Source organism: Rhodanobacteraceae bacterium (assembly GCA_016713135.1).
GTDB lineage: Bacteria > Pseudomonadota > Gammaproteobacteria > Xanthomonadales > SZUA-5 > JADKFD01.
On the sequence record JADJPR010000007.1, the window covers coordinates 234,701 to 250,663 of the forward strand.

Sequence of the window (15,963 nt, forward strand, 5' to 3'; positions counted from 1 at the left end):
CCACAACCCAGAACCCACAACCCACAACCCGCCTCACAGCCGCCGCGCCCGCACCGGCAGCCCCGGTGCCAGTGTGGTCGGCGCGTCGAGGCGCGCCTCGATCCGGTAAACCAGGTCCTCGCTGCGCGATTCGCTGAAGATCACCGGCGGGGTGTATTCGGGTGCCGCGGCGATGAACTCGACGCGCGCGGTCTGGCCGGGCGGGCAGCCGTCGCAAGTGATATCCACCGCCACGCCGGGTTTCCATTGGGAGATTTCGGCCAACGGCACGAAAAAGCGCACGAAGGGCCCCTGGGCCGGCAGCAGCTTGACCACCGGTGCGCCGGCAGGCACCCATTCGCCGGGCTGGTACAGCGTGTCGTCGACCCGCGCCGAGGCGATCGCTGCGACCTGGGTCTGGTCCACCCGCCACTGGGCTTGGTCCACCACTGCCTGCGCGGCCGCGACGGCGGCGTCGGCGGCCGCCTGCGCATCGGGACGCCCGGCGAGTTCGGCACTGCGCTGTTCCGCGAGCGCCGACTGCAGCCGCGCCTGCGCCTGGGCCTGCGCCGCGGCGGCGCGGTCGCGCTGTTCGTCGGGAGCCAGTCCGCGCTGTTGCAGGTCGCGTGCGCGCTTGAGTTCGATTTCCGCCAGCGCCAGCGCGGAGCGTGCCTCGCGGACGCGCTCGGCGATTACGCGCACCTCGTCCGGCCGCCGGCCGAGGTCGAGGTCCGCCCGCTGCGCGCGCGCCTGCGCCAGGCGTCCTTCCGCCTCCGCCAGCTGTCGCCGTTCGAGTTCGCCGTCGAGCACGAACAGTGGCGCACCGGGCTCCACCGCCGCGCCGCGCTGGACTACCAGTTGCACCAGCCGCCCGGCGACGGGCGCACCGACGTACGCGTAGTCCGCTTCCAGGTAGCCCTGGTAGTCGACCGGCTTTTCGGTCTGGCATGCGGCGAGCAGCAGCATCGCGGCGACGACGGCCAGCCGGGACGGAAGGACGGGGCTTTTCACGGGGTTGCTCCGGGTGCGCGCAGGCCGCGCAGGGTCAGGTCCAGCCAGCAATCGAGGTAACGCTGCGGATCCAGTTCGCGCGGGTCGACCTTGCCCAGCGAGTGCATCCATACCGGCATGAACACCAAGCCGTGGATCAGCACGCGTACCGCGTAGGGCACATCCACCGGTGCAAACTCGCCGCAGGCGACGCCCTTGCGCAGCACCGCCGCCAACAACTCGTCCTGCATCCGCGCCACGAATCCGGTGACGAATTGCCCGGCCAGCGCGGGGAAGTTTCCTGATTCGGACACCATCAGCTTGGGCACGCCCTGCAGTTTCGAAGCGCTCAGGACCGACCACCACCGGCGCATGAACAACTCGATCAGCGCGCTGGCCGACAGCGAGGCGTCGTCGATCCGCTGCGCGAACTCCCCGAGCAGCGGGCCGACGTCTCGCCGGACGGCTTCCGCCAGCAAGGCCTCCTTGCTGTCGAAGTAAAGATAGACCGTGCCCTTGCTGACACCGGCGCGTTCGGCCACGTCATCCAGCCGGGTGGCCGCGAAGCCGCGTTCCACGAACAGCGACAGCGCGGCATCGACGATTTCGCCGGGCCGCGCCTGCTTGCGGCGACGTCGCGGAGCGTTCGGCTTCGGCGAGCCATCGGCAGCGGGTTCGACAGGGGCGGCGGTCATTGAGAGACACGTTAATAACTGACTGGTCAGTAAGTTAATCGATTCACGCCTGGTCGGCAAGGGCTCCCTGCATCGCAACCGATCGCGCCAGCCCTTGACGAGCTACCCATGGACGAAGCGCGCGAAGGCGCATAACGTTCGGCCCCCGCGTCCACCCGGAAGAACACCGTGCGTTCGTTTCCTTGCCTGCTGTCCCTGATGCTCGCCATGAATGTCCAAGCCGAAACCGCTGCCGCCGATCCCAACCAGTGGCTGGAAGCCGTGGAGGACGACAAGGCGCTGACCTGGGTGCGCGCGCAGAACGAGGACAGTGTCGATGAGCTGTCGCGCTCGGGCGACTTCAAGCGGATCGAGGCGCGCACCCTGGAAATCCTCGATTCCGACGCGCGCATTCCCTACGTCGAGAAGATGGGGCCGCATTACTACAACTTCTGGCGCGATGCGGCGAACCCGCGCGGCCTGTGGCGGCGCACCTCGCTGGACGAGTACCGCAAGGCGGATCCAGCCTGGGAGACTGTGCTGGACCTCGACGCGCTGGCCAAGTCCGAGGACAAGAACTGGGTGTTTTCGGGCGCCGAGTGCCTGGAGCCCGAGTACCGCCGTTGCCTGATGTCGCTGTCGATCGGCGGTGCCGACGCCACCGTCGTGCGCGAGTTCGACACGGTCAGCAAGTCCTTCGTCGAGGGCGGCTTCCAGTTGGAGGAAGCCAAGAGCGGCATCTCCTGGATCGACCAGGACACCGTCTTCGTCGGCACCGATTTCGGTCCGGGCTCGATGACCACATCGGGCTACGCGCGCATCGCCAAGCGCTGGAAGCGCGGCACGCCGCTGGCCGCCGCCGAGACCGTGTTCGAGGGCAAGCCGGAAGACGTCTGGGCCTATGCCTTTGCCGACACCACGCCGGGTTTCCAGCGTCAGGGGGTCTATCGCGGCATCACCTTCTATACCAACGAGGCCTTCCTGCTGCAGGACGGCAAGCTGGTGAAGATCGACAAGCAGGACAGCGCGAATGCCAACCTGCACCGCGAGTGGCTGCTGATCGAACTGCGCGAGGACTGGACGGTCGGCGGCAAGACCTGGCCGGCCGGCGCGCTGCTGGCGACCAAGCTCGACGAGTACATGGCCGGCAAGCGCGACTTCGCCGCGCTGTTCAGCCCCACCGAGCGCTCCTCGCTGGCCGGCTACACCCCGACGCGCAACCACATCATCGTCAACGAACTCGACAACGTGAAGAACCGGCTTTACGTGCTCACGCCGGGTGCCGACGGCTGGAAGCGCGAGCCATTGCCGGGCCTGCCGGAGTTCGGCACGATCAGTGCCGGTGCGGTCGACGCGACCGAGTCCGACGCCTACTTCGTCACCGTCACCGATTTCCTGACCCCGACCAGCCTGATGTACGGCGAAGTGGGCAAGGGCGCGCCCCAGACGCTGAAGTCGATGCCCGCCTTCTTCGATGCCAGTGCCCTGGCCGTCAGCCAGCACCAGGCAACCAGCGCCGACGGTACCCGCGTGCCCTACTTCCAGGTGGCGAAGAAGGACCTCAAGCTGGACGGCAGCAACCCGACAGTGCTCTACGGCTACGGCGGCTTCGAGGTGTCGATGACGCCGAGTTACAGCGCGAGCATCGGCGATTCCTGGCTCAACAAGGGCGGCGTCTATGTGGTCGCGAACATCCGCGGCGGCGGCGAGTTCGGGCCGAAGTGGCACCAGGCCGCGCTCAAGGCCAACCGACACAAGGCCTACGAGGACTTCATCGCGGTGGCCGAGGACCTGATCGCGCGCAAGGTCACCTCCACGCCACACCTCGGCACGCTGGGTGGCTCCAACGGCGGCCTGCTGATGGGCAACATGCTCACCCTGCGCCCGGACCTCTGGGGCGCGATCGTCTGCCAGGTGCCGCTGCTCGACATGCAGCGCTACCACACGCTGCTGGCCGGTGCCTCGTGGATGGGCGAATACGGCAATCCGGACGACCCGAAGGAATGGGAGTTCATCCAAACCTTCTCGCCATACCACAACGTCGAGGCCGACGTGAAATACCCGCGCACGCTGTTCACCACCTCCACCCGCGACGACCGCGTGCACCCCGGCCACGCGCGCAAGATGGTGGCGAAGATGAAGCAACAGGGACACGACGTTCTCTACTACGAGAACATCGAGGGCGGCCACGGCGGCGCCGCGAACAATGCCCAGCGCGCCTTCATGACCGCGCTCGCCTGGACCTTCTTCGCGCGCGAGTTGCGTTGACCTGCCGGCGGCGTGCGATGCTCGCGCATTGCGCGCCGCCCGGCTGACGAATGCCTGAGCCCACCCGCCGAGATCGCCTGATCTACCTCGCTCTGGCGCCGCTGGTGCTGGCGTGGACCTGCTTCCACCTCGGCTGGCTGCTGCTGCACGGGACGCTCTGGGTGCACGACCACGGCAGCCTCGTCGAGGTGAGCGGCGGGTTCCGTTTCTGGGTGACCCTCTGGCTGCACCTGCTGCTCCTGTCCGCGGCCATCGTGGTGCTTGCGCTGGCGTTTCGCCGCTGGCGCGGGCGCGGCTGACGCCAGCCTTCCGAGGAAAGCACCGATGCGACTGCCGCTGATTGCCACGCTGCTGCTGGCGCTGCCCGCCAACCCGCTGCCAGCGTCCGAGTTCGACAACGAGGCCGGCGAATACACCCTCACGGCGCTGCCCGACCCGCTGCGCGAAGCGCGGCGCATGGATCGCATGCAGCTCAGCGACCAGCAACCTGCCGGCCGCCATGTGCGCAAGGGCGAGACCATTTCCATCGTCGTCAATGGCTTGCAGTCCGGCGCGAAACTGGCGGCCACGGTTGGTTTCCGGCCGATGTGGAATGTCGCGCAGACGGAGCAATCCCAGCCCCTCGTCGAGGGCGTGAACCGACTGCGGGCGAACCAATCCGGGCCGCTGTTCTTCCGCTTCAACACGCCGCGCGGGCAGGATTCCGCGATGCCCGAGGTGCTGGTCCAGGTCGAGGGCGGCGCCTCGCTGCCGTTGTATGTCGACGGCAGCATGGACGCGCAGGACTGGGAGCAGGAACTCGCCGCGCACGGCGAAGCGCCCTTCGTTCAGTTGCTCGGCGAGCGCGCGATCATCACCTTGCCGGCAGAGGTCCACGCGCGCGAACCGGTCGTCGATCCGGCTGAGACCTTCGCGGTGCTCGACCAGATGATCCAGTGGCAGGATGAGCTGGCCGGCTTCGACGGGCGCACCGCGCGCGACCGGCCCACCCGGCTGCGCCTGCATTACCTGGTCGACTTCCGCGTCTCCGCGCAGGACCGCGAGAACTTCTACATGTACGCCACCGACCAGTTCATCGGCATGCTGGACAACAATACCGCGGACCTCACCGATCCCGCGCGCCTCAGCACCCAATGGGGCATCTGGCACGAAACCGGCCACACCCAGCAGCAGAATTCCTGGACCTTCGATGCCTTGGGCGAGGTCAACGTCAACCTGTTCTCGCTGTATGTGCAGGAGCGTTTCGGCCAGGCCAGCACCCTCGCGACTGCGGATGAAGGCGATCCGACGCTGCTCGAACAGGCCCGCGTCTACCTCGAACAGGGCGCGCCGGACTACACCGCCGAACCCGATGAGGATGGCGAGGGCTTCTTCATCAAGCTGGTGATGTTCCACCAGCTGAAGGAGGCCTATGGCTGGGAACTGTTCCAGGACCTGCACAAGCACTTCCGGGCGCATCCCCTGCCGGAAGATGCGTCGGACGAGGAGCGCGTCGATGCCTTCGTCCTCGCGCTGTGCGACCTGACCGGGCACGATCTGCGCGAGTTCTTCGAGCGCTGGGGCCTGCGCGCCTCGGTCGACGCAGACGCGCGCCTGGACGCCGCCGAGTACGCCACTCCGGACGAAGACCTGTCCGCGATTTTCGAGTGATGCCGGTGATGGCGGCTGCGCTACAATCGCAGCCCTGAAGCGGGGGTGCCGGGCGAGACGCCAGGCTGAGACAGTCCCTTCGAACCTGATCCGGCTAGTACCGGTGTAGGGAGCTTCGGGTGCGCAGCCGCGCATCCGCCGCCACCGCTTCGTCCATCAACCGATTCCGGGGAGCGACGATGAACGCGGTGATTGCCGATCTGAAGACCCAGGCCGACGAGCTTTCGGCTGACCTCACCCGCCCGATCCCTGGCTCGCGCAAGATCTACGCGCATGGCAGCCGCGACGACCTCCGCGTGCCGATGCGCGAGATCGCGCAGGCGCGCACGCCGAAGTCCTTCGGCGCCGAGATCAACCCCAGCCTCGCGGTCTACGACACCAGCGGCCCGTACACCGATCCCTCGGTGAAAATCGATTTGCGCCAGGGCCTGTTCCCGATGCGCCAGCGCTGGATCGAGGAGCGCGGCGACACGGTCCAGCTCAGCGGCCCGACCAGCCGCTTCGGCCAGGCTCGCCACGCCGACGCCGCGACCGCGCACCTGCGCTTCGACCACATCCGTCCGCCGCGGGTCGCGCGTGCCGGCGCCAACGTCAGCCAGATGCACTACGCACGGCGCGGCATCATCACGCCGGAGATGGAGTACATCGCGATCCGCGAGAACCAGCTGATCGACCAGCTGCGCGATCAGAACCTGCTGCGCCACCACGCCGGCGAGAGCTTCGGTGCCGCGCTGCCGAAGTACGTCACGCCCGAATTCGTCCGCGATGAAGTGGCCCGCGGCCGCGCGATCATCCCGTGCAACATCAACCACCCGGAACTCGAGCCGATGATCATCGGCCGCAACTTCCTGGTGAAGATCAACGCCAACATCGGCAACTCCGCGGTCACCAGTTCCATCGCCGAGGAAGTCGAGAAGATGGTGTGGTCGATCCGCTGGGGCGCGGACACGGTGATGGACCTGTCCACCGGCAAGCACATCCACGAAACCCGCGAGTGGATCATCCGCAACTCGCCGGTGCCGATCGGCACCGTGCCGATCTACCAGGCGCTGGAAAAGGTCGACGGCAAGGCCGAGGAACTGACCTGGGAGATCTTCCGCGACACCCTGATCGAGCAGGCCGAGCAGGGCGTCAGCTACTTCACGATCCACGCCGGCGTGCGCCTGAAGTACATCCCGCTGACCGCCAAGCGCGTCACCGGCATCGTCAGCCGCGGCGGCTCGATCATGGCCAAGTGGTGCCTGGCGCACCACAAGGAGAGCTTCCTGTACGAGCGCTTCGAGGAGATCTGCGAAATCATGAAGGCCTACGACGTGGCCTTCTCGCTCGGCGACGGCCTGCGCCCGGGTTCGATCGCCGACGCCAACGACGCCGCCCAGTTCGGTGAACTGGAGACGCTCGGCGAGCTGACCCAGATCGCGTGGAAGCACGATGTGCAGACCATGATCGAGGGCCCCGGCCACGTGCCGATGCACCTGATCAAGGAAAACATGGACAAGCAGCTGCGCGAGTGCGGCGAGGCGCCGTTCTACACGCTCGGGCCGCTGACCACCGACATCGCGCCGGGCTACGACCACATCACGTCCGCGATCGGCGCGGCGATGATCGGCTGGTACGGCACCGCGATGCTCTGCTACGTGACGCCCAAGGAGCACCTCGGCCTGCCGAACAAGCACGATGTGCGCGACGGCATCGTCACCTACAAGATCGCCGCGCACGCCGCGGACCTGGCCAAGGGACATCCGGCCGCGCAGGTGCGCGATAACGCGCTTTCCAAGGCGCGCTTCGAGTTCCGCTGGGAAGACCAGTTCAACCTCGGCCTGGATCCGGAGAAGGCCAAGGAATTCCACGACGAAACCCTACCGAAGGAAGCGCACAAGCTCGCGCACTTCTGCTCGATGTGCGGCCCGCACTTCTGCTCGATGAAGATCACCCAGGACGTGCGCGATTACGCCGCCGAGAAGGGCGTGGCCGACGAAGCCGCGGCGCTGGAGCAGGGCATGGCCGAGAAGGCCGCGCAGTTCCGCGAGCAGGGGGCGGAGATCTATCGGCCGGAGTAGCGTTTCACGGGACACGGGACACGGGACACTGGCACGAGAATCGGGACAAGGAGATTCGATGTTGCTCTACGCCGCCAAAGGTTGTGGCTCCGCGCTGGTCGAGATTGCACTCGATTGGGCCGGGGTGCGCTACGAGACCGAGTGGATGACCTTCGAGCAGGTCGGCGCGCGCTCGCACGAGGGGCTGCTGGCGGCGAACCCGCTGCACCAGGTGCCGACGCTGCTACTGGACGATGGCACGGTGCTGACCGAGAGCGCAGCCATCGTGCTGTGGCTGGACGAGCAGTACCCGCAGGCCGGCCTGCTGCCGGCGCGTGGCAGCGTCGAACGGGTGCATGCCCTGCGTTGGATGCTGTACCTCAACACCACGCTGTATCCGACCTTCAGCTACGGCGATTTCCCGCAGCGCTACCTCGCTGACGAGTCTGCGCAGCGCGCGCTGGTGTCCGCCACCAAATCGCGGCGGCGCGAATACTGGCGGCAACTGGACGAGGCTGCGCTCGCGCCATGGTTTTGCGGGCCACGCCCTACGATGGTCGATGCCTACATCGCGGTGATGAGCACCTGGGACCCCAAGCGCCCATGGTTCACCCAGAATGCGCCGCGCCTGTACGCCATCGCACAACGGGCCGATGAGTTGCCGCAGATTGCGCCGGCGATGGCGCGCAACCAGGACTGATCAAACGCCGCCCGGCGTCAGCGGCATGCCCTGCTGGGCCCAGGCGATGACCCCGCCGGCGAGGTTGTGCGCGCGCTCGCCGAGGGCGTCGCGCAGGACTCCGCAGGCCACCCCGCTTCGATTGCCGCTGCGGCAGATCAGCACCAGATGGGTGGCGTCGACATCGATGCCGGCGTTGCGCAGCGCCGCGATGCCCTGCATCTGCACTGCGCCGAGCGGCACGTTGATCGATCCCTGGATCGCGCCGGCGGCGAATTCCGCCGGTTCGCGCACGTCGACCGCCGGCGCACCGGCGGCGATCAGTTCCTGGGCCGCAACCGGGCCGATGTCGCGGTGTGCGGGTTGAGACTTGAACAGGCCGAACATGCATTTCCCCCGATCGGTTGCCAGGACTGTGCGGGATGGCCGCCGGCCACCCAGCCGTTGAAGCCACCCGCGAGCGAGCGAGCGTCGGCGAAACCCAGGCGCTTGAGCGCTTCGGCAGCCAGCGCGCTGCGTCCGCCGGTGCGGCAGTAGAGCACGATCGCGCGCTCGCGGTGGGACAAGGCAGGATCCGTTGTGCAATTGACCGCCGGGTGCCCGTCCACCTCGAACTCCAGCACGCCACGCGGAATGTTGACCGCCCCGCAGATGTGGCCGGCCGCATACTCGGCAGGTTCGCGCACATCCACGATCGGCGTTCCCGCGGCCTGCAGCCCCAGCAATTCCACCGGACCGATCTCCTGGATAACCGCGCGGGCGGCGGCGACCAGGTCCTGCGCCGTGTAACTCATGCGTCCACCTCATTGTGCGCGATCACATGAGCGTGATCTAATTAAGTTGATGCTACTGTAAGCGCAGAGACGGGGCAACTGGCGTGGACGGAGTGGTCTGTATGGACGTTGCGGCTGCCCTGGATGGGAGGGCACGAGGGCACGAGGGCACGAGGGCACGTGAGGGCGGGTCCGGAGCAGGCCTTCGCTCTTTCGTGCCTTCGTGCCCTCGTGCCCTCGTGCCCTCCATTGCCGCCGAAAAGGCGCGCGCCATGGAACCGCCCCCATGTACCTCGCCCTGATCGGCGCACTGGCGATCGGCCTGTCGCTGGGCCTGCTCGGCTCCGGCGGTTCGATCCTGACCGTGCCGGTGCTGGTGTTCCTGCTCGACCAGCCGGAGAAGCTGGCGATCGCCGGCTCGCTGCTGATCGTCGGCACGGTGGCCTTCGTCGGCGCGATCCCGTGGGCGCTGCGGGGTCAGGTCGATGGCCGCGCGGTGCTGCTGTTCGGGCTGCCCGGCATGCTCGGCACGGTGCTCGGCGCGAGTGTGTCCACCTTCCTGTCCGGTGCGCTGCAACTGACGATCTTCGCGGTGGTCATGCTGCTCGCTGCCTCGCGCATGCTGCGCCCGGCGCCGGCGGTGGCGCCCGCACCCGCGCGCAAGCGGCGGCTGGCGGCGCAGGGTTTTGGGGTGGGCATCCTGACCGGCATCGTCGGGGTGGGCGGTGGCTTCCTGATCCTGCCCGCACTGGTGCTGCTCGGCGGCCTCGCGATGCACCGCGCCATCGGTACCAGCCTGTCGATCATCAGCCTGAATGCCTGGAGCGGCTTCGTGCGGCATTACCTCGCGCTCGCCGCCACCGGCGCGGTGCTCGACTGGCGTTTGCTCGGGATCCTCACGGCGGTGGGGGCGGGCGGCAGCCTGGTCGGGCAGCAGGTCGCCAGCCGCTTGCCGCAGCAGCAGTTGCGCCGGGCCTTCGGTGCAATGCTGATCCTGATGAGTGCCTACATGCTGTGGCGCAGCCTGCCTGCGCTGCTGCCCGGATGAACCTGGAGTTGCCATGAATCCCGTCGTTTCCCCCTTCTTCCACGCGCAGAGCAACACCTGGACCTACCTGGTGCGCGATCCCGCATCGCAGGCCGCCGCGATCATCGACCCCTGCCTCGATTTCGAGGCCAAGGCCGGGCGCACCGGCACCGCATCGGCGCAAGCCGTGCTGGATGCGATCGACCAGCAGGGACTCGACCTTCTGTGGATCCTGGAGACCCATGCGCATGCCGATCATCTCTCGGCAGGGCGCTGGCTGAAGTCGCAGCGGCCGTCGGCGCGGCTGGCGATCGGGCAGGGCATCACCCAGGTCCAGCGCACCTTCAAGCCGGTGTTCAACCTGGGCGAGGACTTTGCCACCGACGGGCGCCAGTTCGATCATCTGTTCGCCGATGGCGAGAGCTTCATGCTCGGCGCCGTGACGGTGCGCGTGATCGCCACGCCGGGCCACACCAATGACAGCGTCAGCTACCTGATCGGCAACGCGCTGTTCGTCGGCGACACCCTGTTCATGCCCGACGGCGGCAGTGCGCGCTGCGATTTCCCGGGCGGCAGCGCCGCGCGCCTGTACCAGTCGATCCAGCGCCTGTACGCCCTGCCCGACACCACCCGTGTCTACGTCTGCCACGACTACGGTCCGGGCGGGCGCGAGTTCCGCTGCCAGACCAGTATTGCCGACCAGAAAGCCGGCAATATCCATTTGCGCACGGAAATTCCCGAGGCCGAGTTCGTGCGCATCCGCGAGGCGCGCGACGCCACCCTGGACATGCCCGCGCTGATCCTGCCGTCAATCCAGATCAACATCCGCGCCGGCGAGTTGCCCGAACCCGAGGCCAATGGCGTGCGCTACCTGAAGTTGCCGCTGGACCAGTTCTGAGTGGCGGCCCTGGCCGGTATGTCGGCCGCGACTATGCACATGAGAAAGGATCCGTTGTAGGGCGCCGCGGCGCATTCCTATAAGGTTGCCAGGCAGCCCGTGCCCGCTCCTTCGCGCGCGGCAGGGAGCCCCCGCTTCCCGACCGGACGCCGCCTTGAGGCCAATCGCTGCTCTGCTTGTTGCCATGGTCATGCTCGCATCCTGCGGCGGCGGGGCGAACGAGCGCGCGCTGTTGAACGTCTCCTTCGATCCGACACGCGAGTTCTATCGCGAGTTCGACGCGGCCTTTGCGGCGCACTGGCGTGACACCACCGGCCAGGCGCTGGTGACCCGGACTTCCCACGGCGGATCCGCCAAACAGGCGCGTTCGGTGATCGACGGGCTGCGCGCCGATGTCGTCACCCTGGCGCTGGGCGCCGACATCGATGCGATTGCCGAGCGCGGCCACTTGATCGCGCCCGACTGGCAGACACGCCTGCCGCACAACAGCTCGCCCTACAACTCGACCATCGTGTTCCTGGTGCGCAAGGGCAATCCCAAGCAGATCCGCGACTGGGGCGACTTGGCGCGGCCGGGCATCGGCGTGGTCACGCCGAACCCGAAGACCTCCGGCGGCGCGCGCTGGAACTACCTGGCGGCCTGGGCCTGGGCCGAACGCGCCTTCGCGGGCGACCGGGCTCAGATCGTCGACTACATCGGAAAGCTCTACCGCAACGCCCCGATCCTCGATACCGGCGCGCGCGGATCGACCACCACCTTCGCGCAGCGCCGCATCGGCGACGTGCTGGTCGCCTGGGAGAACGAGGCCTTCCTGGTGCTCGGCAACCCGGGCGGCGACCAGTTCGAGATCGTCACCCCGTCGCTCAGCGTGCTCGCCGAGCCGCCGGTGGCGCTGGTCGATCGCAATGTCGATGCCAAGGGGACACGCGCCGTGGCGCAGGCCTACCTGGAGTTCCTGTACAGCGAAACCGGCCAGCGGCTGGCGGCGAAGCACCACTACCGTCCTTCGAAGCCGGAACGGGTCGAAGCCGCTGACCTGAAACAGTTCCAGACGCTGGAGCTGGTCGACATCCAGCATTTCGGTGGCTGGCCGAAAGCCCAGGCCGAGCATTTCGCCGACGGCGGCGTGTTCGACCAGATCTTCCAGCCGGCGCCGTGACATGACCACCCAGGCGATGACCCTGCCCAAGCCCGAGGCCGCCACGCCGGCGCGCCGCTGGCGTGATCCGCTGCCGGGGTTCGGGTTGACCCTGGGCTGGAGCCTCGTCTGGCTGGGGTTGATCGTGCTGCTGCCGCTGGCCGCGCTGGTGATCCGCGCCAGCGACCTCGGCTGGCAGGGCTGGATCGAGCTGATCGGCAACACCCGGGTGCAGCGCGCGCTGTGGCTCAGCTTCGGCAGCGCGCTGCTCGCGGCCACCGTGGCGACGGTGCTCGGCGCGCTGATCGCCTGGGTGCTGGTGCGCTACCGTTTTCCCGGCCGGCGACTGCTCGACGCGATGGTCGACCTGCCGTTCGCGCTGCCCACCGCCGTCGCCGGCATCGCGCTGACCGCGCTCTACTCCGGTCACGGCTGGCTCGGGAGGCATCTGGAAGCTGCCGGTATCCAGGTCGCGCAGACGCCGATCGGCATCGTCATCGCGCTGATCTTCATCGGCCTGCCGTTCGCCGTGCGCACGGTGCAGCCGCTGCTGGAAACCGCCACCCGCGAGCTGGAGGAAGCCGCCGCCACCCTGGGCGCCTCGCGCGCGACCATCCTGCGCCGGGTGGTGCTGCCGCCGCTGCTGCCGGCGCTGCTCACCGGCTTCAGCCTGGCCTTTGCGCGCGGCGTGGGCGAGTACGGCTCGGTGATCTTCATCGCCGGCAATATCCCCTTCGTCTCCGAGATCGCGCCGCTGCTCATCGTCATCAAGCTGGAGGAGTTCGACTACGCCGGGGCGACCGGCATCGCGGTGCTGATGCTGGCGATCAGCTTCGTGATGTTGTTGTTGATCAGTGGGGTGCAGAGGTGGGTGGGGCGTGGGCACTGACGCGCGAATCTGTGGGGCTGCGCCGGCGTCTGGTCGCGTTCGCGATGTTGCACGCGCAACCGTGGGAGCGGGCTTTGCCCGCGATTTCGCGGTTGCCACCGCGCCCTTTGTGGGAGCGGGCTCTGCCCGCGATCTTTGTTTGTCGCTTGTTGCTAGTCGCTTGTCGCTCGGTGCTTCAAGAGCAAGAGCGTTTCGGCCTGACGGCCGAGTAACTTCTTTCTGCTTGTCCAGAAAGAAGTCACCAAGAAAGAGGACACCCCGCGTCCGCGCCGGCCGCGCGTCGTGCGCGTCCGGTTCCCTGCGGTGCTCACGAAGCGCAGGCCGCTGCGCAACTCGCACATCCCTGTGCTCGGACATGCTCGCTTTCCCCTGCGCTTCGCTCCGCTCCTCGGCGCTCCCGAGGGGCCCCGGGTTCCTTCGACCCGGCTTCCTGCCTGGATTTCGAGGGGAAGTGTGTCTGCCGGCTTGCGGATCTGTTCCCGAAGCGAAGCCAGAGTTTGAAAGCAAAGCCACAGCCAGAAGCGAAGCCACAGCCAGAAGCGAAGCCACAGCCAGAAGCGCTCGCTTTGCTGCTAACGCTTCGCTCTCGATCCTGGCCGACTACCACGAACTGAAGGCTGGCCTCGAAGACCAGGCAGGAAGCCGGGTCGAAGGAAAATGGGGTCCCCTGTGGAGCGCCGAGGAGCGGAGCGACTTGCAGGGGAAAGCGAGCATGTTCGAGCACAGGGATGTGCGAGTTGCGCAGCGGCCTGCAAGGCGCGAGCACCGCAGGGAACCCCGGGTGCACGATGCACACGGGGCGCGGAAGTGGGGTGGCCTTTCTTTTGGTGACTTTTCTTTGGCCAAACAAAGAAAAGACACTCGGCCGACAGGCCGAAACGCTTTGGCTCTTGCTCTTGATGCGACAAGCAAGAAGCGACAAGCACAGATCGCGGGCAGAGCCCGCTCCCACAGGTTGCCTGGCGCAGCCCAACCCCACACCCTTGTGGGCAGCCACGCCCAGCGCGCCTGCAACCAGAGGCCACGACCCCTTGACTGACCACCCGACCGACCCCTCCCTGAGCGAACCCGCCTGGCTGCGCCGTCTGCTGATCGCATTCGTCATTGCCGTGATGCTGGCGCTGATCGCGCTGCCGCTCGCGGTGGTGATCGTCGAGGCGCTGGCGCAGGGCTGGGAGGCCTACCTTCAAGCGATCACGGACCCGGATACGCAAGCAGCGATCCGCCTGACGCTGGTCGTGGCAGCGATCATTGTGCCGCTGAACGCGGTGTTCGGCATCGCCGCGGCGTGGGCGGTGACCAAGTACGAGTTTGCCGGCAAGCGACTCCTTCTGGCGCTGATCGACCTGCCGTTCGCGATTTCGCCGGTGGTTGCGGGCCTCGTGTTCGTGCTGCTGTTCGGGGCGCAGGGCTGGTTCGGGCCATGGCTGGCGGAGCGCGATATCCAGGTGATCTTCGCCACGCCGGGCATCGTGCTGGCGACGGTGTTCATCAGCTTCCCCTTCGTCGCGCGCGAGCTGATTCCGCTGATGCAGTCGCAGGGGCGCGATGAGGAAGAGGCGGCGGCCTCGCTCGGTGCCAGCGGCTGGACGATGTTCTGGCGGGTGACGCTGCCCAACATCAAGTGGGCGCTGCTGTACGGGGTGCTGCTGTGCAATGCCCGCGCGATGGGCGAGTTCGGCGCAGTGTCGGTGGTGTCCGGGCACATCCGCGGCATGACCAACACGCTGCCGCTGCATGTCGAGATCCTGCACAACGAATTCAGCTTCGCCGCCGCCTTCGCGGTGGCCTCGCTGCTGACCCTGCTGGCGCTGCTGACGCTGGTGCTGAAGCTCTGGCTGGAATCCCGTCACGGCGACGCGCTCGCCGCGCGCGGCGGACGTCACTGAGGACATTGCGATGGAACTACGCCTGCAATCCCTGCACAAGCAGTTCGCCGGCTTCCCGGCGCTGCATGGCATCGACCTCACCGTCCGCAGCGGCGAGCTGATCGCGTTGCTGGGGCCGTCCGGCTCGGGCAAGACCACCTTGTTGCGTGCCATCGCGGGCCTGCTGCCGGTGGACTCGGGCAGCATCCATTTCGGCGCGCGCGATGCCACCGCGCTGTCGCTGCGCGAGCGCCAGGTGGGCTTCGTGTTCCAGCACTATGCGCTGTTCAAGCACCTCGACGTGTTCGAGAACATCGCCTTCGGCCTGCGCTCGCGGCCGCGGCGCGAACGGCCGGTCGAGGCGGAGATCGTGCGCCGGGTGCAGGGCCTGCTGGCGAAGGTGCAGCTGTCGGGACTGGAAAAGCGCCTGCCCGACCAGCTGTCGGGCGGCCAGCGCCAGCGCGTCGCGCTCGCCCGCGCCATGGCCATCGATCCCACCGTGCTGCTGCTCGACGAGCCCTTCGGCGCCCTGGACGCCAAGGTGCGAGTGGAACTGCGCCGCTGGCTGCGCCAGATCCACGACGACACCGGTTACACCACCGTGTTCGTCACCCACGACCAGGAGGAGGCGATGGAGCTGGCCGACCGCGTGGTGGTGCTGAACCGCGGACGCATCGAGCAGGTCGGCACGCCGGACGAGGTTTATCGCCAGCCGGCATCGCCCTTCGTATTCGACTTCATCGGCCGCGGCGCGCAGATCGCCGGGCAGGTGCACGCCGGCGCTTTCCGCGCCGAGGGCAGCGACCGCTGGCTGCCGCTCCCCGGCGACACCCCGGTCCAGGGGCGCGGCGTGCTCTCGGTGCGCCCGCACGAGCTGCGCCTGGTCCCGCCAGGGCAGGGCTTGCCCGGCCAAGTGCGGCAGATGCGCACGCTGGCGGGCCGCACCACGCTGGACGTGGAGCTCAGCCACGCGCCATTGGTAGTCGAAGTCGATATCGACAACGGTGAGCCCTCGTCGCTGCCGCTGCGCGGCGCGCCGGTGGAGATCGCCCCGCAGCGCGCGCTCTGCTATCCGGCCTGATCCGCGGCGC

The 15,963-nt window shown here is 67.8% G+C and carries 15 protein-coding genes and 1 riboswitch; of the genes, 11 read left to right on the forward strand and 4 right to left on the reverse strand.

Translation table 11 applies throughout. The features are described 5' to 3' along the window. Window positions 1–33: 33 nt before the first annotated feature. The gene (locus tag IPK27_09350; protein MBK8067818.1) at window positions 34–990 is read right to left on the reverse strand and encodes an HlyD family efflux transporter periplasmic adaptor subunit; all 957 of its coding nucleotides are present in this window, start codon (window positions 988–990) and stop codon (window positions 34–36) included. After that, window positions 987–1,664 carry a TetR/AcrR family transcriptional regulator gene (locus IPK27_09355; protein ID MBK8067819.1) on the reverse strand — a complete coding sequence of 226 codons (678 nt, stop codon included), beginning with the start codon at window positions 1,662–1,664 and terminating at the stop codon, window positions 987–989. The genes IPK27_09350 and IPK27_09355 overlap by 4 nt, the downstream gene beginning before the upstream one ends. Before the next feature lie 207 nt (window positions 1,665–1,871). Here IPK27_09355 and IPK27_09360 point away from each other — a divergent pair, with 207 nt between their 5' ends. From IPK27_09360 to IPK27_09380, 5 genes are all read left to right on the forward strand, one after another. After that, window positions 1,872–3,911: a S9 family peptidase gene (locus IPK27_09360; protein MBK8067820.1), complete on the forward strand. Its 2,040-nt coding sequence runs from the start codon at window positions 1,872–1,874 to the stop codon at window positions 3,909–3,911. 50 nt (window positions 3,912–3,961) lie between these two features. Further along, window positions 3,962–4,210 carry a hypothetical protein gene (locus IPK27_09365; GenBank protein ID MBK8067821.1) on the forward strand — a complete coding sequence of 83 codons (249 nt, stop codon included), beginning with the start codon at window positions 3,962–3,964 and terminating at the stop codon, window positions 4,208–4,210. A 157-nt stretch (window positions 4,211–4,367) separates the two neighbouring features. Next, window positions 4,368–5,561: an S-layer protein gene (locus IPK27_09370; GenBank protein MBK8067822.1), complete on the forward strand. Its 1,194-nt coding sequence runs from the start codon at window positions 4,368–4,370 to the stop codon at window positions 5,559–5,561. Window positions 5,562–5,592: 31 nt separating this feature from the next. After that, a riboswitch (TPP riboswitch) is annotated at window positions 5,593–5,690 on the forward strand. A gap of 50 nt (window positions 5,691–5,740) precedes the next feature. After that, window positions 5,741–7,621: a phosphomethylpyrimidine synthase ThiC gene (thiC, locus tag IPK27_09375; GenBank protein MBK8067823.1), complete on the forward strand. Its 1,881-nt coding sequence runs from the start codon at window positions 5,741–5,743 to the stop codon at window positions 7,619–7,621. Between the two features lie 58 nt (window positions 7,622–7,679). After that, window positions 7,680–8,300 (forward strand): glutathione S-transferase family protein, encoded by a 621-nt coding sequence (locus tag IPK27_09380; GenBank protein ID MBK8067824.1) that lies wholly within the window; start codon window positions 7,680–7,682, stop codon window positions 8,298–8,300. On the opposite strand, the gene IPK27_09385 is transcribed toward IPK27_09380, so the two are convergent. Together IPK27_09385 and IPK27_09390 are read right to left on the reverse strand one after the other, a co-directional pair. Then, on the reverse strand, window positions 8,301–8,666 hold the full coding sequence (locus tag IPK27_09385) for a rhodanese-like domain-containing protein (GenBank protein ID MBK8067825.1): 366 nt from the start codon (window positions 8,664–8,666) through the stop codon (window positions 8,301–8,303). After that, the gene (locus tag IPK27_09390; GenBank protein MBK8067826.1) at window positions 8,600–9,073 is read right to left on the reverse strand and encodes a hypothetical protein; all 474 of its coding nucleotides are present in this window, start codon (window positions 9,071–9,073) and stop codon (window positions 8,600–8,602) included. The genes IPK27_09385 and IPK27_09390 overlap by 67 nt, the downstream gene beginning before the upstream one ends. Before the next feature lie 265 nt (window positions 9,074–9,338). Here IPK27_09390 and IPK27_09395 point away from each other — a divergent pair, with 265 nt between their 5' ends. The 6 genes from IPK27_09395 (at window position 9,339) to cysA (ending at window position 15,953) form a co-directional block, all read left to right on the forward strand. Then, window positions 9,339–10,100: a sulfite exporter TauE/SafE family protein gene (locus IPK27_09395; protein MBK8067827.1), complete on the forward strand. Its 762-nt coding sequence runs from the start codon at window positions 9,339–9,341 to the stop codon at window positions 10,098–10,100. A gap of 13 nt (window positions 10,101–10,113) precedes the next feature. Then, window positions 10,114–10,977 (forward strand): MBL fold metallo-hydrolase, encoded by an 864-nt coding sequence (locus IPK27_09400; protein MBK8067828.1) that lies wholly within the window; start codon window positions 10,114–10,116, stop codon window positions 10,975–10,977. A 184-nt stretch (window positions 10,978–11,161) separates the two neighbouring features. After that, on the forward strand, window positions 11,162–12,136 hold the full coding sequence (locus tag IPK27_09405) for a sulfate ABC transporter substrate-binding protein (GenBank protein MBK8067829.1): 975 nt from the start codon (window positions 11,162–11,164) through the stop codon (window positions 12,134–12,136). 16 nt (window positions 12,137–12,152) lie between these two features. Further along, window positions 12,153–13,004 (forward strand): sulfate ABC transporter permease subunit CysT, encoded by an 852-nt coding sequence (cysT, locus tag IPK27_09410; GenBank protein ID MBK8067830.1) that lies wholly within the window; start codon window positions 12,153–12,155, stop codon window positions 13,002–13,004. A gap of 899 nt (window positions 13,005–13,903) precedes the next feature. Next, window positions 13,904–14,893, forward strand: a complete 990-nt coding sequence (cysW, locus tag IPK27_09415; GenBank protein MBK8067831.1) for a sulfate ABC transporter permease subunit CysW — start codon at window positions 13,904–13,906, stop codon at window positions 14,891–14,893. 10 nt (window positions 14,894–14,903) lie between these two features. Beyond that, window positions 14,904–15,953 (forward strand): sulfate ABC transporter ATP-binding protein, encoded by a 1,050-nt coding sequence (gene cysA / locus IPK27_09420; GenBank protein MBK8067832.1) that lies wholly within the window; start codon window positions 14,904–14,906, stop codon window positions 15,951–15,953. The last annotated feature ends 10 nt before the right edge of the window (window positions 15,954–15,963 follow it).